Here is a 21,132-nt window from a genome sequence, read left to right as displayed (position 1 = left end):
AAGCCATCGCCCAATGGGGAGAAGCCGCTATACTAGGTTTCATAAAGCCTTGATTTTCATGTGTTTAGGATTGAGGAGAGATGCCCATGTCACGCCATTGCTTTGGTCGTTGTGTTCGTTCGTTTGCTTTCGGATCTGCTCTGGCTGCGGGCGGGTTGATGAGCGGCCACGTGTATGCCGACGGGTTGCTGTGTGTCGAGCGGAGTTACCTCGGTTCGTTCGATACGCCGGACCGGGCTTTTGACGTCAGTCTTGTCGGGCAGCGGGCTTTTGTTGCTGACGTTGCGGGTGGCTTGCAGATCATCGACGTGACGAACCGGGCAAACCCAACGCTTCTCGGCAGTCTCGACACCCCCGACTTCGCGTTTGCTGTGCAGGCGGTGGGCAATCTTGCGTATGTTGCCGATTTCTTCGGCGGGTTGCAGATCATCGATGTCTCAAACCCGGCAAGCCCGACGATCGTTGGCTCGTACGACACCCCAGATCGCTCACTCGGGTTGCATGTTGTGGGCCACATCGCGTACTTGGCAGACAATATCAGCGGGCTTCAGATCGTTGATGTGACGAACCCGTCGAATCCGACACTGCTTGGTTCGTACGACACGCCAGACCGCGCACAAGGCGTCTGGGTTTCGGGATCGATCGCCTATGTGGCAGATCGTCTGACGGGCCTGATGATGATCGATGTCTCAAATCCAGCAGCGCCAGTTCTGCTGGGCACATACAACACAGCCGGGCGCGCACTCGGGGTGCACGTTGTCGGGACGACGGCCTATGTCGCAGACTCCGAGGGCGGGCTTGTCATTGTCAACGTCTCAAATCCGGCGTCGCCGACGCTGCTTGGCGTGTTTGATACGCCGGGGATTGCGCGTCGCGTCACCGTTGCGGGCGACATGGCATACGTCGCGGACGACACAGGCGGGCTTCAGGTCATTGACATCTCTGTACCCACATCTCCGACGCTTGCGGGCTGGTTCGAGACGCCGGGCAATGCGTGGGGCATCGCGATCCTGAGTTCGGTCGCGTATGTGGCCGACGATCGGACGGGACTCCAGATTCTCGATGTCTCGGTCCTCAAGACTCCCCCTTTGGTCAGTGCGTTCGATACTCCTGGCGATGCGACTTCAGTGAAGATTGTTGATGGATTTGCGTATGTCGCTGATCGTTCGGGCGGGCTGCGTGTGATCGATGTGACTGATCCCACGCTGCCGGTCGGAGTGGGGTCTGACGAGACCATCGGATCGGCGCAGGACGTTGATGTCGTGGGGTCGCTGGTGTATGTTGCAACGGAACTGAGTGGGGTGCACATCTATGACGTCTCGGATCCGTTCAAACCCGCCCTTCTGGGCATCGCGGATACGCCCGGGAGTGCGGTAGGGGTGAAGGTCGTCGGCTCGATTGCGTACGTTGCTGACAGCGACGCTTTGAGGATTGTGGACGTGACCGATCCCGGCGCGACGCTGATTCTCGCGGAAGTATCGACACCGGACCTTGCCAGTGCGGTCGATGTCGTGGGCGATTACGCTTATGTGGCAGCCAATACCCGCGGGTTGTTTGTGTTGGATGTTTCGGACCCGCAGGCACCTCTTGTCGTAGGGGATCTTGACCTGCCTTGGTTTTCACGTTCTGTCGCGGTGCATGGCACAATCGCGTATGTCGGCGTGCTGTTCCAGGGTCTCGAACTCGTCGACGTGAGCAATCCTGCCAATCCGGTCGTGCTCGGTTCGGTACAGACCACATTTCCATGGGATGTGAAGGTTGTCGGAGATCTTGCGTATGTCGCAAACTCATCGGGTGGGCTTGAGATCATTGATGTGAGTGTGCCAGGCGCGCCGGTACGTCGTTCTGTGTATCAGACTGGCAACACTGTTTTGGGCGTGGATGTCGATGACAACTATGCGTATCTGGCCAACGGCACCGATGGGCTGCTGATCCTCGACGTGGCAGACTGCGCTCGGTGTATCGCGGATGTCAATGGCGACGGGTTGGTCGACTTCTTCGATGTGCAGTTGTTTCTCGAATGGTTCTCGTCGGGGAACATGGCAGCAGATCTGGTTCCGGACGGAGCGCTCAACATTTTCGATCTGCTGGCCTATCTCAATGCGTTTAGCGAAGGCTGCCCCTGAGTCGCGTGCGATCGAGCAGGTCGCATACAATCGTGCAATGAAGTGCCGCGAGCGAGCCATGCACATCGAATGTTCGGATGACAGCATCCGTGCTCTTTTTCGAGAGCGGGACGTTCGCTATACGCGCCAGCGGGCGGTGATTTATCGAGCGCTCGCCTCGACCGACCAACACCCCACGGCTGAGGATCTATTCAGCGCAGTCCGGTTGAGCGAGTCGGGGATGAGTCTGGCGACGGTGTACAACACGCTCGATCTCCTGACGGCCAGCGGGCTGTGTCGCAGATTGCCGGCGTCTCCAGGCGCAGGCCCCTGCCGCTATGACGCGGATGTGTCGCCGCATGTTCATGTGGTGGTCGAGTCTGGTGGCCTGATGGATGTGCCCGATGACTTGAGTCGCCAACTGCTCTCGCGAGTGGGCCCCGAGACTCTGGCCGAACTTGAAGCACGGCTTGGTGTGCGGATCACAGGGGTCGATTTGCGTTTGACCGGAACACGACAAAACGCGTAATCCTCTTCAGGTGAGCAGTTTGTTTGGTACATCGAGGGCTTGTTTCTTTGGCGATTTTGTCACCGTGGTCTTCCCGGCGGTGAAACTTCATGCCCACATGCAACCTTTGGCCGATAGGGTCAGAAGCCCGATCGCGAGTGATCGGGGGCATGAGCAGGAGTCGACCGGTGAAGCAGCGCATTGAACGCAGGGCTTTTGAGCGGTTCGCGACCGCACCGATGTACACCACTATTTCAGCCCGAACACTTGAAGAGCAGAACTTCACGCGGCACGGGCACGCCTACGACATCAGCGAGGGGGGTGTGCGGTTCGAACTCGATGAACCGATTGAGCCCGGGACGGCGGTGGCGGTGCAGATCTCGCTTCCCGCAGCCGCGTTTGAGGCTGGTGATATCGGCCCCGGACGGGCGATTTTCGTGATCGGCAATGTGGTGTGGTGCGACACCGACGAGCCTGGGCCTTGCAAATTGGCAGTAGCGTTTTCGCGGTTTGCCCGGTCGGGTGATCGCGATCGCCTGCTCAGGCCGTTCCAGACGCGGAGTCTGCGCCGCGTTGCCTGAATCGTGTCGGTGTGCGGCGTGCGGGGCGCGTACGCTTGAACATGTTCGTCGATCAGGTTGTCATCGAAGTGCGAGCGGGTAAGGGGGGCGATGGATGCCTTTCTTTCCATCGCGGACCTCACCTGCCCAAGGGCGGGCCCGATGGCGGCGACGGCGGACGTGGCGGTGACATCCTCTTCTATGCTGATGAGGGGCTCAATACGCTCGTGGATTTCAAGGGGCGTCGGCACTGGGTCGCGGAAAATGGCGAACAGGGGCGAGGCAAGCAGCAGTTCGGAGCCTCGGGCAAAGATCGTGAAATTCGAGTGCCACCCGGAACCATGGTCTTCAATGACCAGACGGGCGAACTGATTCATGATTTGAAAGCCGGTGAGCGTGTGGTGATTGCGCGTGGCGGGCGCGGCGGGTTCGGTAACGAGCACTTCAAAAGTTCGATCAATCGCACACCAAGGCAGTTCACGCCCGGCGAACCCGGCGAGGAGTTCACGCTCAGGCTCGAACTCAAGCTGCTCGCGGATGTGGGGATCGTGGGCCTGCCCAATGCGGGCAAGTCGACGTTGCTCCGGAGTCTGACTCGCGCGACGCCGAAGGTTGCCAACTATCCGTTCACGACGCTGACGCCGCAACTCGGGATTGCCATGCTCGATGACGAACGGCGGATTGTGCTGGCCGACATCCCGGGACTCATCGAAGGCGCAGCGGATGGTGCTGGCTTGGGGCATGATTTTCTTCGCCATGTAGATCGCACGCGCGCGATCGTCCATCTGATCGACGCGCTGCCCGAGCAGGGAACGCCAGTCGACAACTACCTACTCATTCGGTCCGAACTGGAGCAATACTCGCCGGAACTGGCTGAGAAGCCCGAGGTGATTGCGATCAACAAGGCCGATCTTTTTCCCGATCGCCCTGAGCTCGATGAGATCGTGCGCGAGTTTCGGCGCGTGCTCAGACTTGGTGCTGATGTGCAGGTTGTGGTTGTGAGCGGCGCCTCGAACACGGGCTTGCGCGAACTGCTCGAACTGCTGTGGACGATGCTCCGAGGTCGGGGCAAAGCCGTGGCCGGTTGGGTCTCCGAGTCTTCAGGCGAAGGCCCGCGCGCGAGCGAATGACGACGGTGCCTCAAGCCCGACACTCATCGAGCTCGGTGAATCATTGATCAGGTTGCGTAGGCTCGACTACAACCAGTGCGAGCCATTCGCGATTTCCCTTATTAAGTTTCTTGCCGCCTCGAATCGGGCTTTCAACAACGCGCTGCGCTTCAAATCCGGCCTGGGCCATGTCCGCGAGAACGGTGGCGAGCACGGCCTCGGCTTTGTCGTCGGCCAGTACGGCTTCGTTTGCCCGCCGCGAAGTGCCCTGCTCGTAGTGAGGCTTGATGAGTGTGATGATGCGGCCACCTGGACATAACCAACGGGCCGCAGCCGGCAGCGCGTGCATTTGCCTGGTCCAGCCGAGGTCGATCACTGCGAGGTCAACGCCGCCGCGTTCGAGTGCGTCGACCGGCACGGGCACATGCAGCGCATTCGCTCGTTCTATGACGCGCACGCGCGGATCGTTGCGGAGTTTCCAGTCGAGAACGCCATAGCCCGTGTCAACTGCGTACACACGCTCGGCACCGGCCCGAAGGAGGCAGTCTGTGAATCCCCCTGTGCTGCACCCAAGATCGACGCAGACGAGGCCTGAGACGTCAATAGCAAAAACAGTCAGTGCGTGGCGCAGTTTGAGACCGCCCCGGCTGACGAACTCGCACGGTTCCATCAGCGTGCTGCCGACGAGACGAGAGGCTTTGCTTCACGAATCACAGCACCAGCAGTCTTGGGGCCTTCAATTGAGACCGACACGCCGATAATTGAAACCCCGAGACGGTCAGCAGCATCGATCATTTTTTCGCGTTCGAGCATGATGACGTTTCCGACAGCGACAGCCAGGCATCGTCCGCCATTGGCGTACATGTGCTCGATAGTGCGCACGCCGACAGTCGGTACATCGCTTCGACGATCGTGACCTACCCTCGCCCCCTTGCACAGCACCCAGCCGCGGGCCTTGCACAAGCGACCGACGCGTTCGATCATGCGGTCCGTGCCTTCAACGGCTTCGACAGCGATCACGTCGCGATCGCGGACAGCGATGGATTGCCCGATGTCGAGGCGCAGCATATCGCTGAGGATCGGCCAGACGAATTCGATGTCGGCCATCTGGGCAGGGGTGGGGCGCTTCTGGGTCATCACTCCGGCCGAGGCGATCTGATCCGGAATCGGGAACGTCGAATCGAGGAGCGAGACGCCTTCCTTATCGAGTTCTTCGGCGATCGCAGCGAGGACGGCATGCGACCGCCGATCGTGGCGGATGTGCCTGTACCATGCGACAGCCGTCCGAAAATCAGGTATATTCCTCAAGGCACGCCACGGATCGTGCATGAGTTTTGCTTTGTCGACGTTGCCGACCATGATGGCATGGCGGACCCCCTGATTGCGGAGGATTCTTGCCCAACTTCCAATCCGTAGGAGTGCCACTTCATGGAATGAAGAGCACATGCGCGGGAGGTCGCGGCTGTATTGGCGGCTCAGACCTAGGCCATGGACTGGATGCCCTATCTCGCGCAGGCCCCGGGCGATGGCGATTGGGAGTTGGCCGCCGCCTGCGATGAGACCGATCGGCGTCGGCGGCCCGGGGGGATCCGGGAGAATCGTGAGGGCAGCGGTTGAGGGTACGGGTATTCGGGCCATGTCGGATCATCAACTCCGCTCTGGGGAGTATCCAAATTCTAGGCTCGCATCCTGACACAGAGGAGCAGAGGCGGGCGTACAGGACGTCACGGTCAGGTCACGGGATCGCCCGGAACATGGTGGCGATGCTTCGAGACGGGCACTTCACGCCCCAAACAAGGTTATCGACCTTAGGGGCGTAATTCGGCCAGTGGTGTTTTGGGCCGGTGCTGGGTGGCGCACCGATAGATACGTCGCATGTTGAGTCGGCGTTCCACAAGTGATGAATCTGGGGGACGTCGTCCGGCGCTTTCGACACGGCCTTGGATCGGGGTGCGCTTTGCGTGCTCGGGGCGGTACTGCCGGGTGTTTCGCGATGCGGATGGGCAGACGTACAACGCTCGGTGCCCGTCGTGTACGAAGGCCGTGCGGTTCAGCGTCGGAGCGGGGGGTTCGACCGAGCGGTTCTACGAAGTCACGTGCAATGGGATGTGGAGCGGCGGTGGCGAATAGACTCTGCTCATCATGAGCAGTGGATCTAACCCGTATCAGGTTTCTCGTCCGACCCGGCAGTGCGCATCGACCGGACGCGCGATCGAATCGGGCGAGCGGTACGTTGCGACGTTGGTTGAGATTCCAGGAGAAGAAGACTTTTCGAGAATGGACTTCTGCGAGAGTGCGTGGAATGCGGGCGCAAGGCCGACCGCTCCGAACATGCTGTTTGGATTCTGGCGGAGCGTGCTTGATGACGACACGCGACCGGAAAGGCCGCTGCTTGATGATGACGAACTGATCGATCTCTTCGAGCAACTGAGCGAGACCGAAGACCCGAAACGACTTGCGTTTCGGTATCTGCTGGCACTTGCGTTGATCCGCAAGCGTCTCTTGACGTACGAGGGCGGGCAACCGGCGAACATGCGTGCCGGTACACCGGGGTTGATGCGTGTTCGACGTCGAGGGCAGGAGGCAGGTGAAGTATCGACGGTGATTGATCCTGGCATGACTGTTGAAGCCATCGATGCGGCGACCGAACTCATCGGGCAGATCATGACACTCGAAGCAGCCGAACCTGGTCGGCGTGGAGGCGGGGGATGAGTGTTGCATCGTGCCTTGTTCGATTGTGCTTGGGCGTGATGCTGCTGGGGACATCGGGATGCGCTTCGCCAAAGAAGAACGGTGACAGTCGGCCCGACATCTCGCGTGATGATCTGGTCGCGCGGCACAACGAACGAGTAGCATCGCTCGATCGTGTCTGGGCACGCACCAGTGTGCAGGTGACGGCTCGCAACGAGCGCGGCGGGCGGCTGCGCGAGCAGGTTGAAGGGCACCTGCAGATCGAGCAGCCTGACCGCGTGGCGATGTCGCTGGGCAAACTCGGAAAGGTCCAGTTGTACCTCGGTTCAAACGAACAGGGCTACTGGTGGATGGACATGGTCGAGAACAGCGCGAAAGTCGCGCTCTTCGGTCGGCACGCTTTTGCGGACGAGGACAAAGCTGCGAGCCTTGGCGTGCCGGTGTACCCGCGCGATCTGGTTCATCTGCTCGGGATCACTCCGCTTGATGTGATGATGCTCGAATCCGACGTGCGATGGGACAAGGGGCTAGCGGGCGTTGTCGCGCCGATGAGCCGTGGGAGTCGTGTTGTGTGGTTTGACCCGAGGTCAGCAGAGCCACAGCGTGTGGAGTTGCGGAATGCTGCGGGGTTGGTTGTGCTGGTGGCCGAGCTGTCGCGATATGACTTCGTGAATGTGGTGGGGGATGCAACGCGCAAGCCCCGGATTGCGAACTCGGCGAGGATAACGCTGGTGGATCAGCAGACGCGCGTGGATGTTTCTCTCTATGGCGTGGAGAATCGCCCGATTCGTGCGTCGGCGTTTGATTTTGAGGGACTTGCTCGCGGATATCGCATCGACGAGATCTATGACCTCGATGCGCAGACTCCGGCTCAGGCGATGGAACCTTGATGATCGATCTTCGCAGAATCAGCGTGCTGATTGTAATGACATCGATCATGGCGATCGGTGCGGTGTCGGAGATTGCCTGCGGGCAGATTGCCGCAGCCAGCCCGGTGAATGCAGCGACTGGTCAGAGCCACGCTTGGGCGATCATTGGAGATGACCGACAAGTCGGAAGCGCACGGTCCTATGTGCTTCTGCATGCTCCGCCTCGCCACGGAGTGGGCGCGGCGTCGGCGGGATCTGTGCAGGTTGCGAGAGTGTTTGATGAAATGCCCCGCGCAATCGGTGCGTATCGCAACAAGGTCTACCTGGCGTTTGAGTTGCAGGGGCGCGATGGCGTCGCGCGAGTGCGTGTGCGTGCGCTCGATGCCGTCTGGCGTGGGCGGGTGTGGGTGTATGAGCCGCGCGATCGGCTTGAAGCACATCCACTGCTCAGTGCACGGGGGACGGTTGTGGCGCTCTCGATCGCACCGGAACGCATTGTCGTTGTGATGCTGCAGAGTGATGATTCACTGTCGGCTCACGCGCTCGAACTCGGGGCGTGGAAGCAGATCGAACTGCCGGCCGCGTATGTTCGCGCGAATGACACAAACGGGCAACACGGCGAGGTGGCGTTTCACATTGGTGGGCTCGACGTTCTCGCGATGCGTGATGGCGATGAAACACGATTGTCGGTGTTAGATCCAACCGGGGTGAACGTGCCTGTGGCATCGGCCAGTTTTGGATCAGAGGCGGTGCTGGTGCCGATCTGGTGCGATGGGCCTCGCATGCTGGGCGTGCGATGGGCGGATGCGGAGGATGCACGAGCCAAGGGACGATTGTTGCGATTTGAGTCGATCGAGGTATCGATGTCGTCGGGCGCTGTTTTGCACGCGGGCGAAGTACCACGCGAGGGAGCACTGCCGACAGGTGAGGTCCGCGTGCTCGGGATTATGCTGGTCGCGCTGCTGATCTCGGTTCTGGTGATCGTGCTCAGGCGGTCGCGCGATGATGGTTCTATCAGTCTGCCAGCGCACACAGCTCTGGCCGAGCCTTTGCGGCGGATTCTGGCATCGGCGTTGGACTTTGGCCTCGCGGCGCAAGTTGCAGGGGTTGTCTTTGGTTTAAGTTTCTGGGAGATTATTTCGCTTCTGGTGATGGTGCCGGTTGATGGCGCATGGGCTGCGGTGCCCGCGACGTTCGGGGTGGGGCTTGTAATCGGGACTTTGTCCGAGAGTTTCAGTGGCCGGTCGATCGGCAAGTGGTTGGTCGGGTGCCGGGTAGTGCGCGTGCATGGCACGATCGAGCACCCGTATCGCGTCGGGTTTGGGCGTTCGCTTGTGCGCAACGCGATCAAGTGGACATTGCCGCCGGTTGCGGCACTTGCGCTGTTCGATCCGAATGGGCGCCACCGGGGCGATCAGATCGCTGGCGTGGCTGTTGTTGTCCAGCTGGAGCCCGATAATCCGAGAACGTGACGGTGCGACGCGCGGAAAGTGCCGATCGGCACACTCTGTACTGGTCGAGTGCTGATCGATCGATGCCTCAGGGCGACTTCTCCGATAACAGAGACTGTGAGCGGCTGCGCGTGCATCGCGCAGGACGGAGATGCTGTGTCGTGACACAAGCCGAGAATCAGGACACCGTTGAAGTGAATCAGGTGCGAACCGATCCGGTGGCCGAAGTTCGTGCGCACTGGGGGAGGCTCTGGCAGATTCCCGGATTGGTTGTGGCTGCGGGGCTCTTGATTGCGGGGCTGGCCTATGCGCTTGCGACAAAGCCTGATCCGGACTTTCGCCCGACGCTGCGGGCAGCGGCGACGATGATCGAACAGGAGCAATACCGCGAGGCGATCGAACTTCTCAATGGTCGGGTGCTCCCGTATGTTGGTCGGCCTGAGCTTCCGACGCGTGATGCGGGCGAGTTTCATCGTCTGATTGGGCACGCAGTGTACAACGGGCAGCAGTCGCTCGGATTCGAACATGAGCGCAACTATCGCAATGCGCTGCAATCGCTCCGCGAAGCAGAGACGACGGGGCTTGTGTTGTCTGATCGCGAGCAGTTCATGATCGCAGATTGTTATCTGCATCTGGGGGAGACGGACCCAGCGCTGGCGCGGGTCGAGCAGATCAAGAACGATGAGACACTGCGGCGGCGAGTGCTCAAGGATGTCATCAGCCGAGCGCTCCGCGCCAGGCCTCCACGGTTGAGTGATGCAGAAGTACTGCTTTCTCGCATGGCGTCGGATCCGGTGCTGCCGCTCGATGAGCAGGCATGGGTGGTGGATCAGCAAGCGGGGATCGAGATTTCGCAGGGGCTTGCCGAGGCCGCGATTACGCGTATTTTGCGGTCGATGCCGAAGCTTACGAGCGCTGGTGATATGGCCAGAGCACGGTTGCATGTGACACTTGCACAAGCATACCTGGATGCGGACGCGACCGACGAGGGATGGGGGCAGCTGGACATGGCCGAGCGGTTGGTTGTTTCGGCCGATCCACTTGAAGCAACGCTGCGGCTCTTGCGGGCACGAGCACACGAACAGCGTGGAGACTACGAGGCGGCCAGGGATGTGTATCTGAGTGTGCTGGCGCACTTTCAGCCTCCGTCGGTGCGTGTGCGGGCCGAGCACGGTGCGGCGGTCATGGAAGCCACGCTTGGAAATCACAGCAATGCGCAACAGATGTATGCGAGTCTGGTATCGCAGTGCCGTGCTGGCGAGCGGGATGCGATTGATGTGCGTGACGCGATCGTTGCGGGTTTGCTGTCGATTTTTCGCGATCAGGTTGCGCAGCAGGGTGTGGACATGTCGTTTCGGTATGCCGAACTCGCGGGCGAGTTGTTTCCGATAGAGGAGGCACCTGACGCGGTGTATGACGCCCTCGGGCTTGCGCATCGACTGATGGCCGATCGAATCGAGGAGCTTGCCCCTAAACGTGATGGAGTCCTGGGCCCGGAACTCGATCCATCGACCGAGCGCGAAGTGCAACGGCATCGCATTCGTAGTGCGACCTATTACCGATTGCACGCGATGCGATTTGTGATTGAGGACTTGGCCAAGTATGCCGATTCACTATGGACATCGGCGAATCTGTACGACGCTGCGGGCGATCAGGCCGAGGCGATTGAAACGTTTCGGCGCTTCATGGAAGACTTGCCCGCAGATGGCCGCCAGCCTGAGGCGAGATTTCGGTTGGCGCAGGCCCATGCAGCCCGTGGGCAGTACTCGGAGGCTGCGGCGCTGTACCGATCGATCATCGACGATCGAGACCGAGGGCGATCGCAGTCGGGGATCGGGCGCTTTGCGAATCAGAGTCATGTGCCGCTTGCGCAGGTGTACCTTCTCGATGCCGATCCGCGCAACGATGATGATGCTGAGTTGCTTCTCGAGCGCGTGCTGAGCGGGCAGTTGGGCGGCCCGGATGCGACGAACTACGTCCCGGCGTTGATCGCGATGTCGGATCTGTGGCAACGGCGCAAGGAGTACGCCCGCGCGATCGAGGGGTATGAGCAGGTGCTGGCGCGTGGCGGGGCGGCTTCGCAGTCACCAGTCATGACGTTCAAGCTTGCCGACTCGTACCGTCTGAACGCCCGCTCGATCGAGCAGGTTCTTTTGGGATCGCTCACGGACGGCGAACGGCGACTGCTGACCGAAACGCGTGTCGAGCACCTGCATCGCGCGATCGAGCTGTACGAGCAGACACGAGCGAGGCTCGAAGCGGTGCATGCGCAGAAGCGAACTCCGATCGAGAATCTGGCGATGCGGAACTCATACTTCTATCTCGGGGATTGTGCGTTCGACCTGGGCGAGACGGACGCTGCGGTACGGCATTACAACGTTGCGCGTGAACGCTTCCCGAATGATCCTGCCTCGCTTGTGGCGCTTGTGCAGATTGTCAATGCGTATGTTCGCGAGGGCAATCTGACGAGCGCGCGATCTGCCAACGAGCGGGCAAGAATATTTTACGAGAGTCTTCCGCCTGAGGTGTGGGATGATCCGAACCTTCCGATGACCCGGCGCGACTGGGAGCGTTGGCTGGCTTCGTCGTCGACGTTGTATGCTGTTGGGAGGAGCGACTAACCCCGGAGGAGGTCAGGATGACCGATCACAAGGCCGGAGGATCCGGCGCGTGGGATGAGCAGTTTGACGCGGTGCTCTCAAGAATTGCCGAGATGTACGGACAGCTTGATGCGCTCAGTTCACAGCAGGATGTGTTGCTGGAGCGTGAGGACATTGAGCGGCTGCTCGTGGTTTTGGCCGAGCGCCAGAACCTGATTATCGATCTCGAGTCGACGATGCCCGAGTTTGATGCCCGGCGTCGGCAGTGGGAGGAGTTTGCGGGCCGTCTGACTGAGATGAAGCGGACGGCTTTTGCGCGCAGACTCGAAGCCATTGAAAAGATGGCCCAGACGATAGCCGATCGGGATGCCCGCACCGCTCAGATGCTCGATTTGAAGCGTGAAGCGATTGCCCAGTCGCTGTCGGATCTCGGTCGTGGGAATGCTGCGGTGACGGCGTATGACAGCGGCACGCGACCTGAGGGCGGGCCTCGATTCCAGGATCGAAAGGGGTGATGATGAGTACTGCAACCGACAGCCTCGCAGCCACGCTCGATTCGTCCGATCTTGCCGGACTGATGAGTGCGTTCAACACGCTCAGTTCGCGGCTCGAGTCGACGCACATTCGCCTTCAGGATGAGGTGGAGCGGTTGCGGAGCGAACTCAGCGCCGCGAACGCCGAGCTTGAACGCTCGCGGCGTCTCTCGGCATTGGGCGAAATGGCAGCGGGCATCGCCCATGAGGTACGCAACCCGCTCGGGTCGATCAATCTGTACGCCCGGATGCTGGAGCAGGACCTGGGCGATCGCCCGGCGGAGCGTGCGATTGCAAGCCGCATCAGCGCAGCGGTGCGCGGGCTTGATGCCATCGTCAATGACGTCCTGACCTTTTCGAGGGAATCGCGGATCGATCCTTCGGCGGTTGCGGCAGAAGAACTCGTCGAGGATGCCCTGAACAGGTGTGCGGATCTCCTTGATCGGGGGATACAGGTGGTGCGGCGCCCGGGACTTGTTGGGTGTGCAGCAACGGTCGAATGTGATCGAGGCCTGATGGTGCAAGCACTTGCGAATGTGATTCGCAACGCGGCGGAGGCGACGCTCGAGGCCGGGGGAGGAAATGTTGTCGCGCTGGATGTGCGCATGAGCGCGGATCTTGCGGGTTCTGGTGGCGGAGTGCCGATGGTGGTGTTTCGTACAGAGGACAGTGGGCCGGGAATCAGCGACGAGGTTTTGGAACGGATGTTCAACCCCTTCTTCACAACGCGAGCGACCGGGACGGGCCTTGGGCTTCCGATCGTGCATCGAATCGCGGAGGCGCATGGCGGGCGCGTGGTGGTTCATCAGCACAGCGGATGCGGTGATGGGGGTCAAGGGGCGACGATTGAAATTCACATCCCGGGTGTGTTCCCCGGGAGGCGTGTGTGGGAACCGACAGGGTGTGGAGCGGGTCGTGTTGCGGTGCGGCACGACGTTCAAGTCATGGAGCGAGCAAGATGAGCGTGATCCTGGTTGTGGACGACAAGGAAATGTTGCGTGACAGCGTTGCTGCGACGTTGAGTCGCGCAGGATTCGAGGTGCAGGTGGCCCAGGACGGGCCATCGGCGCTGGAGTCGATTCGGTCCAAGCGCCCGGATGCGGTGGTGAGCGACCTGAAGATGCCTGGCATGACGGGAATCGAGTTGCTTGAGCGGATCCGGGGGGTGGATGAGGATCTTCCGGTGGTGCTGATGACCGCGTTCGGGTCGATCGACACCGCGGTGAATGCCATGAAGCACGGTGCGTTCGACTACCTGACCAAGCCCTTTGAGGGTGACGAACTGATTATCACGATCAAGCGTGCGCTGGCGCATGGGAAGTTGGTTCGCGAGAATGCGCTGCTGCGTTCGGCTGCGGCACCGGTTCGCTCGGCGGAGGCACTGCAGGGTTTGAGCCGCATCATTGGTGATTCTCCTGCGATGCGTCGAGTCAAGGCGCAGATCGAAGCGGTTGCGGATTCGCAAGGGACGGTACTCATTACGGGGGAATCCGGATCTGGCAAGGAAGTGGTGGCGCAGGCGGTACATGACCTGAGCAGCCGGCGCAAGGGCTCATTTCTGGCGGTGAACTGTGCAGCGCTGACCGAGTCGTTGCTGGAGAGCGAGTTGTTCGGGCATGAGCGGGGCGCGTTTACTGGGGCGGAGCGACTTCGCAAGGGTCGGTTCGAGCTGGCCGATGGCGGAACGCTGCTGCTCGACGAAGTGTCGGAAGTTTCTCCTCAGATTCAGGCCAAATTGCTGCGTGTCCTGCAGGAGCGGGCGTTTGAGCGGGTGGGTTCGAGTGTAACGATTGGCGTCGATGTTCGGGTGATCGCGACGAGCAATCGCGACCTGCCGCGGGCGGCCGCGCGTGGGGACTTCAGGCAGGATTTGTTTTTCAGGCTCAATGTGCTTCCGATTCACCTTCCGCCGTTGCGAGATCGACTTGAGGATGTGCCTGCGATTGCCAAGCACTTCGTGACGAAGATATCGGAGCGTGAGGGTCTTGAGCCGGTGGAGATCGAGCCCGAAGCGATCAAACTGCTCATGAGTTACAACTGGCCCGGCAACGTGCGCGAGTTGCAAAACATTGCGGAGCGTGCGGTTGTGTTGTGCGGGGTGCGGCGAAGCGCGGGCGCTCCGAGCAAGGTGATCAGCAAGGAACTGATCGAGCCCTGGCTGGTTCCGGTACCGGTGCAGCCTCGGGTGCGTGCGCAGTTCATGGGGCGCGATGAGCCTTCGTTCGGGGCTGAGAGTTTCATGGAGTCGAAGTCGTCGAGGGTTCCCGGGCGGCGGCTGGAGGACATTGAGCGCGATGCGATCATCCAGACACTCGAGAGGTTCAACGGGCATCGCCAGAAGACGGCTGACGCGCTGGGCATCGGCGTGCGGACGCTGGGCTTGAAGCTGAGGAAGTGGAAGGACGATAATCTGGTGTCGCACTCGTTGTAGGTGTGGCCCGCTATTTGCGGGGGGATTTGGCGTGTTTATCGATCAACTTTCCAACGCGGGTTCGCTGCCGGTCGTTGAGGCTGCGTTGCGATTCGCGAGTCAGCGGCAGAAGCTGATTGCGCACAACATTGCGAACTTTGAGACGCCGAACTTTCAGCCGGTGGATGTTTCGCCCAAGCGGTTTCAGGAAGCACTTGCGGGTGCGGTGAAGGATCGGCGGCGTGCGACGGGAGGGATGCACGGCGAACTTTCAATCGGGCGGTCGTCGGAGATCGAGCAGTCGCGCGATGGAGGGCTGATCCTGAGGCCTCGAACGAGTGTCGGGGGCGTGCTGGCGCACGATCGGAACTCGAGCGACCTTGAGCGGACGATGCAGGCGATGGTTGAAAATGCAGCGGCATTTCGCGTGGCTGCGGACCTGTTTCGAACCAGGGCGGGTGTAGTCAAGAATGCGATTGCTGAACGTGTTGCATGATCGTGAGGGATAGCGATGTATGGAAGCCTGGATATTTCGACGAGCGGGATGATCGCGCAGCGCATTCGGATGGGCGCGATCGCGGCGAATATCGCGAACTCTGAGACGATCCTCGATTCGTCGGGGAATCTGAACCCGTTTCGCAAGCGACTGGTTCATTTTTCAAGCGGGAATCCTTCGGCAATGAGTCGCAGCGGGCGCGCGATGGGCGTGCATGTGGCAGAGATTAAGGCCGACGCGGATGCGATTCGACCACGATATATCCCTGGCAGTCCCTATGCGGATGAGCAGGGCTATGTGCCTTATCCGGACATCAATCCGTCGCTGGAGCAGATCAATGCGATGCAGGCGGCGCGTTCGTATGAGGCGAATGTGGTGGCTGCGGAGACTTCAAAGCAGATGATGGCACAGGCTTTGCGGTTGCTTGCGTAACAGACGTGGTCGGCACGGATGCCGACGGAGAAAGGATGCGCGGAGCGGATCGATGCTGATGGTTGATTGAGCGAGTGGAGTTGAATGATGAGCGATCCGATCGGATTGATCGGTGCCAGTGGATCGGGTCCTGTTCGCGGGACCGGCCCGGCACACGCGGGGCGAGCGCCCGAGGGTGGTGATTCGTTCAAGCAGGCCCTCATGAAGAGCCTTGAGCAGGTCAATGCGGCTCAGCAGGAGGCTGACCGTGCGGTGGAGGATCTGGTGACGGGCAATCGGCATGATGTCGAGGGCGTGATCCTTGCGACCGAGAAGGCGGACATGGCGTTCAAGATGCTTCAGTCGGTTCGCAACAAGGTGCTCGGGGCGTATGAGGAGATCAAGCAGATCCGGGTGTAACGCGCGGTTTTGGCTCGGCATGATCTGCGCGAAACGGCGCGATGTGCGCACATGGCTCGAGTCTTGTAGAAAAAGCACGTGAGTCTCCGACCAACAGTCCGACATCGCTGAGGAAAAGCGACGAGGCTGCAAGGGCAGGGAGGCCCCGATGGGAAGACTCAACAACGTGCTCGGTCAGGTGCGAACGTACCTCAAGGATCTGGGACCGACGCAGAAGCTGCTGGTCGCGAGCTTGTGCGTGATCGTAGGAATGACGATGTTCCTGGTCACGCAATATGCGGGACGAGGCAAGCTTGTGGAGTTGATGGCGGAGGATCCGCAGCAGCCCGTGCTTGCGACGCTTCGGTCGGCGGGGTTCAAGGTCGAGACGCGAGAAGGCAAAATCATGGTGCCGGCCAGCGATCGGGCTGCAGCTATTGCGCAGTTGAGCGAGGCAGGAAAACTGCCATCGGACTCGACGCTGCTCTTCGGAAATCTGATCGGTGTGCAGGACTGGCGCAACAGCGCGGAGAAGGACAGGCAGCAGTTCATCTTCGCACTCCAGAATGAACTTGGGCGGGTGATCGGTCAGTTTCGCGATGTGCGCTCGGCGAGCGTGATTATCCACGCGCCCGAAGTGGCGGGGCTGGGGCGTGCGTCGCGTGAACCGACAGCATCGGTGACAATTTTCACGTCGAGTGGCGCACCGCCTGCACAGGCGACGATCGACGCAGCGGCGCGGCTGGTGGCGGGAGCACGCTCGGGGCTGATGGTGCGCAACGTGAGCGTCATTGACGGATCGACGGGACGCTCGCGAAAAGTCACTGATGATGGCGACATGGTGTCATCGAGTTACCTGGAACATCAGACGGTCGTGGAGCGTGAGACACGCGAGAAGCTCGAGTCGCTGTTGTCGTACATTCCGGGCGTCATGGTGGCTGTGACGGCGCAAGTCGATGTCACGAAGGTGAACTCGCAGATTCAAAAGCACTTGCCAAAGGGCGAAGGCACAGTGTCGCTGGTCAGGCGGACCGAAGCATCGTCGACTTCGCAATCTGAGGCATCGCGTGCTGCGGAGCCCGGCATCAGGTCCAATACGCAAATGGATATCAATCAGGCGAGTGGATCGACGGGGACGAAGCTGGATACGGAAGATACGGTCGAGGAGATGCAGAACGCGATCGGTGTTGAAACGACGCAGAGGCTCGACCCGCGCGGGATGCCGACGGCGCTGGCAGCATCGATCAACGTGCCGGAAGACTTTGTCGAGTTGCTGGTGCGTCGGTCGCGCGGCGAGGGCGGCGAAGCAACGCAGGTAGCCAGGGCCGATCTTGATGCGAAGTTCGCAGAGATTGAGAAGCAGATTGTCAATTCGGTTCAGCCTCATCTGAAGACGAGGCTGGATGGCGGATCGACCAATGCGGGCGAAGTTTTTGTATCGATGGTGCCTATTCCGATTGGGACCTTGCAGAGCGGCGTGAGTGAAGCCGGATTCCTGGGGGTGCTTTCGAATGGTCAACTTGCGATGGGTGGCGGGGTGATCGAAAAAGTCGTGCTTGGGGCACTTGCGATGGTTGCAGTGGTGATGATGCTGATGATGGTCAAACGCACAGGAAAGCAGACAGAGTTGCCAACGGCACAGGAGCTGGTTGGTGTGCCTCCGGCGCTGGCACTTGATGCGGACGTGATTGGGGAGGCGGAGGAGCGCGACGCGCCGATGGCCGGGATCGAGATCGGGGAAGATGACGTGAAGGTGCAGAAGATGCTTGAGCAGGTCAGCGAGCTTGTCGAGGCGAACCCTGAGGGCGCAGCGAATCTGCTTCAGCGGTGGATTCAGGTTGAGGAGTGATTGAGACTATGGCACGCAAGCCGTTTGAAAAACTTCCGTCGGATCCGTCTTCGCTGAACTCGCTTTCGAAAGCTGCGATCATCCTGCTCATGTTGGGGACCGATGCGGCGGCGAAGGTGCTCAAGACGCTTCCTGCCGAGGCGGTGGAGGAGGTCACAAGAGAACTGGCCAGTCTTGGGCGTGTGGATCAGGCGCTCAAGGCTGCGGTGATCGAAGAATTTTATCACACGGTTATTGCGACGGGGATGGCGCAGGAGGGGAACCTCGATTACGCGAAGATCCTGCTGCAGAACTCGATGGATCCGAAGTTGGCTGAGCGTGTGCTTGGGCAGATTCAGACGCAGGTGCAGAAGACGCCGTTCAGTTTTCTACAGCGGGCCGAGAGCGACAACCTTTTGACGTTCATTCAGGATGAACACCCGCAGACGATTGCGTTGATTACCTGTCATCTTGCGCATCACAAGGCGGCGGAAATCCTGGTGGGTTTGCCGATGCAGAAGCAGATCGAGGTGATCAAGCGCATCGCGACGATGGAGCAGACGAATCCGGAGGTCATCAAGGAGGTGGAACGCGGGCTCGAGTCGAGGTTGTCGAACATGCTTCTTCAGAGCATGGAAAAGGCGGGTGGCGTGTCGACCGTGGCCGAGATTCTGAATCTTGCGGATCGGGCTACAGAGAAGTCGATCATGGAAGGTCTCGAAGGCGAAGATCCGGATCTGGTTGAGCAGATTCGCAGGCTGATGTTCGTGTTCGAAGACATCATGCTGGTCAACGACAAGGGCATCCAGGCGGTGCTCAAGGAAGTCGAGAATGACGAACTGGCGCTCGCGCTCAAGACAGCCAGCCCGGAACTGCAGGAGAAGATACTGGGGAATATGTCTGAGCGTGCGTCGGCGCTGATCAAGGAAGACATGGAGTTCATGGGGCCGGTTCGCGTGAGTGATGTTGAGGCAGCTCAGCAACGCATTGTGGACACAGTGCGCCGACTCGAAGAAGCGGGCGACGTGATGATTCAGGGTCGCGGCGGAGACAATGACCTGATTATGTAGTGATTGGGGGAGTCGTGGCACTGATTCGGCGGGCTGACGCCCACCACATGGCAAGAGACGCGGTGACGCTCGACCTTGGTCGGCTCGAGCAGGTTGGTGAGGCGATGGTTGCGCACGCCAAGGCGCAGGCAGAGCGGATCGTAAACGAAGCATTTGATGAACGTGCACGGCTCATCTCTTCAGCATCGGCAGAGGGGCATGTCAGTGGTAGGGCTGCGGGATTCGAGGTTGGCAGAAAAGAGGGGCATGAGGCGGGTCGCGCAGAGGGAATTGCGGACGCCAGTGCTGCAATCGGTGCGCTTATCGAGGCCTGGGCGGAGGCGCTCTCGGTCTTTATGGAACGCCGCGAGCGCATGCTTCTGGATGCGAGGCAGGATGTCGTCCGGCTTGCGTGCGAGATTGCTGCGCGGGCGACTGGAAGAATCATCGAAATCGATCCATCGACTGTCTGCGACCAGATGGCTGAGATTCTCGAACTCGTGTCCGCAAGGACTCGTCTTCGCGTGCGAGTGTGTGGTGATGACGAGATACTGCTGAATGAGGCTCTGCCCGGCTTGCTTGCACGCCTGGAGAAAGAAGCTCATGTAGAACTGATCGTGGACCCAGCGGTGCACCGCGGATCGTGTGTTGCAATGACGGAGCGCAACGGCGTGATCGATGCATCAATCGAGACGAAGCTCTCTCGCCTGATTGGCTCCATTCTGCCCCTCACGGATTCCGAGCCATGAGCACTCTTGAGCACGAAATCGAGGTGGTGCGGCGTGCGCAAGCGTTGCGCGTTGAAGGCTGCGTGAGCGAATTGCGAGGCCTGAGCATTTATGTTGACGAGTTGCCTGCGCCGGTAGGGGCGCTTGTGAGCATTCGGTCCGAGGGTTCGCGACGGGTGCCCGCGGAAGTGGTTGGATTCAGTGGTCATCGAGCGATTGTGATGCCGCTGTCGCAAGCGAGCGGGATACGTGTGGGTGACCGTGTCACCGTCGTAGAGCGAGAGCAGTCGGTACGAGTTTCGAGAACACTGTTGGGGCGCGTTCTTAATGGGTTTGGGCAGCCAGTTGATGGTGGGTTGGCACTGAGTGGCGGGTTGCCTCGGCTGCTCAACCCGGAACCGCAGCGCGCGATGGCGCGCATGCGTGTGACGCAGCCGATTCGCACGGGCGTTGCAGCCATTGATCTGATGACGCCGATGGGAAAAGGGCAGCGTGTTGGGATTTTCGCTGGTCCGGGGGTTGGCAAGTCAACATTACTTTCACAGATTGCACGCGGGACCGATGCGCAGATCAATGTGATCGCGCTGATCGGTGAGCGAGGGCGCGAAGTAAGGGAATTCATCGAGGATGCCCTGGGGCAGGATGGCCTTTCGCGGTCGGTGGTGGTTGTTTCGACGAGTGACGAATCACCATTGCTCAGGTTGCGTGCTGCGAGACTGGCGTGCAGTATTGCGGAGTACTTTCGAGACGATGGGCTTGATGTGATGCTGATGATGGACTCAATCACGCGATTTGCTCATGCCCAGCGTCAAGTTGGGCTTGCTGTGGGGGAGCCGCCCGCGACGCGCGGATATACACCGAGCGTGTTTGCGAATCTCCCGATGCTGCTCGAGCGCGCAGGCGGGTGCGAAACGAGCGGCGGATCGATAACGGGGCTGTACACGATTCTCGTTGAAGGCGACGACATGACCGAACCGATTGCCGACGCTGCGCGCGGTGTTCTGGACGGGCACTTGATTCTCAGTCGCAAACTTGCGCATCGTGGGCAGTTTCCAGCGATTGATGTACTCGATTCAGTCAGCCGCGTTGCTGAAGTTGTCAGCGATCAGGCTCACCGTTCTGCGCGCCAGCAGTTGATCAGACTGGAGGCCAAGTACAGGGACATAGAGGAATTGGTGCAGATAGGCGCATACGCAAAGGGGTCGGACCCTGATGCCGACGTCGCGATTGCATTGCACGATTCGATTTGTGCTTTGATTCGTCAGCGGGATTCAGATCGCACTCCGTTCGAGAGCAGGCGGGCTGAGTTGATCGCTTTGGCGATGAGGGCTGGCGACCTGTTCCAGCAGCAGGCGCAGGGTGGCCGCGGGCAGAGGAACTGAATC

Annotated in this window: 21 protein-coding genes; 19 read left to right on the top strand and 2 right to left on the bottom strand. The window is 60.3% G+C overall.

The window, feature by feature from the left end; genetic code table 11:
- Window positions 1–86 precede the first annotated feature (86 nt).
- From KF757_07670 to obgE, 4 genes are all read left to right on the top strand, one after another.
- On the top strand, window positions 87–2,126 hold the full coding sequence (locus KF757_07670) for a hypothetical protein (protein ID MBX3322855.1): 2,040 nt from the start codon (window positions 87–89) through the stop codon (window positions 2,124–2,126).
- Between the two features lie 37 nt (window positions 2,127–2,163).
- A complete protein-coding gene (locus KF757_07665) occupies window positions 2,164–2,634 on the top strand; it encodes a transcriptional repressor (protein MBX3322854.1) in 471 nt (156 codons plus the stop codon).
- A 149-nt stretch (window positions 2,635–2,783) separates the two neighbouring features.
- Window positions 2,784–3,194, top strand: a complete 411-nt coding sequence (locus tag KF757_07660; protein ID MBX3322853.1) for a PilZ domain-containing protein — start codon at window positions 2,784–2,786, stop codon at window positions 3,192–3,194.
- Between the two features lie 41 nt (window positions 3,195–3,235).
- Window positions 3,236–4,303, top strand: a complete 1,068-nt coding sequence (obgE, locus tag KF757_07655) for a GTPase ObgE (GenBank protein MBX3322852.1) — start codon at window positions 3,236–3,238, stop codon at window positions 4,301–4,303.
- A gap of 40 nt (window positions 4,304–4,343) precedes the next feature.
- Here the strand turns inward: obgE and KF757_07650 are convergent, their stop codons facing one another.
- A complete protein-coding gene (locus tag KF757_07650; protein MBX3322851.1) occupies window positions 4,344–4,952 on the bottom strand; it encodes a methyltransferase domain-containing protein in 609 nt (202 codons plus the stop codon).
- Window positions 4,952–5,920, bottom strand: coding sequence for a UDP-2,3-diacylglucosamine diphosphatase LpxI (lpxI, locus tag KF757_07645; GenBank protein MBX3322850.1), 969 nt, complete (start codon window positions 5,918–5,920; stop codon window positions 4,952–4,954). The genes KF757_07650 and lpxI overlap by 1 nt, the downstream gene beginning before the upstream one ends.
- Before the next feature lie 237 nt (window positions 5,921–6,157).
- Between lpxI and KF757_07640 the strand changes: the two genes are divergently transcribed.
- The 15 genes from KF757_07640 to KF757_07570 all read left to right on the top strand — a co-directional run bounded on the left by KF757_07640 (window position 6,158) and on the right by KF757_07570 (window position 21,129).
- Window positions 6,158–6,412 (top strand): hypothetical protein, encoded by a 255-nt coding sequence (locus KF757_07640; protein MBX3322849.1) that lies wholly within the window; start codon window positions 6,158–6,160, stop codon window positions 6,410–6,412.
- A 12-nt stretch (window positions 6,413–6,424) separates the two neighbouring features.
- Window positions 6,425–6,994, top strand: a complete 570-nt coding sequence (locus KF757_07635; GenBank protein ID MBX3322848.1) for a hypothetical protein — start codon at window positions 6,425–6,427, stop codon at window positions 6,992–6,994.
- On the top strand, window positions 6,991–7,863 hold the full coding sequence (locus KF757_07630) for a hypothetical protein (protein ID MBX3322847.1): 873 nt from the start codon (window positions 6,991–6,993) through the stop codon (window positions 7,861–7,863). Before KF757_07635 ends, KF757_07630 begins: the two co-directional genes overlap by 4 nt.
- Entirely contained in the window at window positions 7,863–9,314 is a 1,452-nt protein-coding gene (locus KF757_07625; protein MBX3322846.1) for an RDD family protein, read from the top strand. Before KF757_07630 ends, KF757_07625 begins: the two co-directional genes overlap by 1 nt.
- 140 nt (window positions 9,315–9,454) lie before the next feature.
- Complete coding sequence (locus tag KF757_07620; protein MBX3322845.1) at window positions 9,455–11,914, top strand: tetratricopeptide repeat protein; 2,460 nt, start codon at window positions 9,455–9,457, stop codon at window positions 11,912–11,914.
- A gap of 17 nt (window positions 11,915–11,931) precedes the next feature.
- Entirely contained in the window at window positions 11,932–12,408 is a 477-nt protein-coding gene (locus KF757_07615) for a hypothetical protein (GenBank protein MBX3322844.1), read from the top strand.
- On the top strand, window positions 12,408–13,388 hold the full coding sequence (locus tag KF757_07610) for a hypothetical protein (protein ID MBX3322843.1): 981 nt from the start codon (window positions 12,408–12,410) through the stop codon (window positions 13,386–13,388). The genes KF757_07615 and KF757_07610 overlap by 1 nt, the downstream gene beginning before the upstream one ends.
- Entirely contained in the window at window positions 13,385–14,857 is a 1,473-nt protein-coding gene (locus tag KF757_07605) for a sigma-54-dependent Fis family transcriptional regulator (GenBank protein ID MBX3322842.1), read from the top strand. The genes KF757_07610 and KF757_07605 overlap by 4 nt, the downstream gene beginning before the upstream one ends.
- Before the next feature lie 31 nt (window positions 14,858–14,888).
- A complete protein-coding gene (locus tag KF757_07600) occupies window positions 14,889–15,332 on the top strand; it encodes a hypothetical protein (protein MBX3322841.1) in 444 nt (147 codons plus the stop codon).
- A gap of 15 nt (window positions 15,333–15,347) precedes the next feature.
- Complete coding sequence (gene flgC, locus KF757_07595) at window positions 15,348–15,764, top strand: flagellar basal body rod protein FlgC (GenBank protein ID MBX3322840.1); 417 nt, start codon at window positions 15,348–15,350, stop codon at window positions 15,762–15,764.
- 84 nt (window positions 15,765–15,848) lie between these two features.
- On the top strand, window positions 15,849–16,163 hold the full coding sequence (gene fliE / locus KF757_07590) for a flagellar hook-basal body complex protein FliE (protein MBX3322839.1): 315 nt from the start codon (window positions 15,849–15,851) through the stop codon (window positions 16,161–16,163).
- A gap of 148 nt (window positions 16,164–16,311) precedes the next feature.
- Complete coding sequence (locus tag KF757_07585) at window positions 16,312–17,991, top strand: hypothetical protein (protein MBX3322838.1); 1,680 nt, start codon at window positions 16,312–16,314, stop codon at window positions 17,989–17,991.
- Between the two features lie 8 nt (window positions 17,992–17,999).
- Window positions 18,000–19,040 carry a flagellar motor switch protein FliG gene (gene fliG, locus KF757_07580; GenBank protein ID MBX3322837.1) on the top strand — a complete coding sequence of 347 codons (1,041 nt, stop codon included), beginning with the start codon at window positions 18,000–18,002 and terminating at the stop codon, window positions 19,038–19,040.
- A gap of 47 nt (window positions 19,041–19,087) precedes the next feature.
- Entirely contained in the window at window positions 19,088–19,768 is a 681-nt protein-coding gene (locus KF757_07575; GenBank protein MBX3322836.1) for a hypothetical protein, read from the top strand.
- Window positions 19,765–21,129 (top strand): FliI/YscN family ATPase, encoded by a 1,365-nt coding sequence (locus KF757_07570; protein MBX3322835.1) that lies wholly within the window; start codon window positions 19,765–19,767, stop codon window positions 21,127–21,129. Before KF757_07575 ends, KF757_07570 begins: the two co-directional genes overlap by 4 nt.
- The last annotated feature ends 3 nt before the right edge of the window (window positions 21,130–21,132 follow it).

It is taken from the genome of Phycisphaeraceae bacterium, assembly GCA_019636795.1.
Classification (GTDB): domain Bacteria; phylum Planctomycetota; class Phycisphaerae; order Phycisphaerales; family UBA1924; genus JAHBWW01.
The sequence above is the reverse complement of the archived record's forward strand: the minus strand, read 5'-3'. Positions and strand labels throughout refer to the sequence as shown.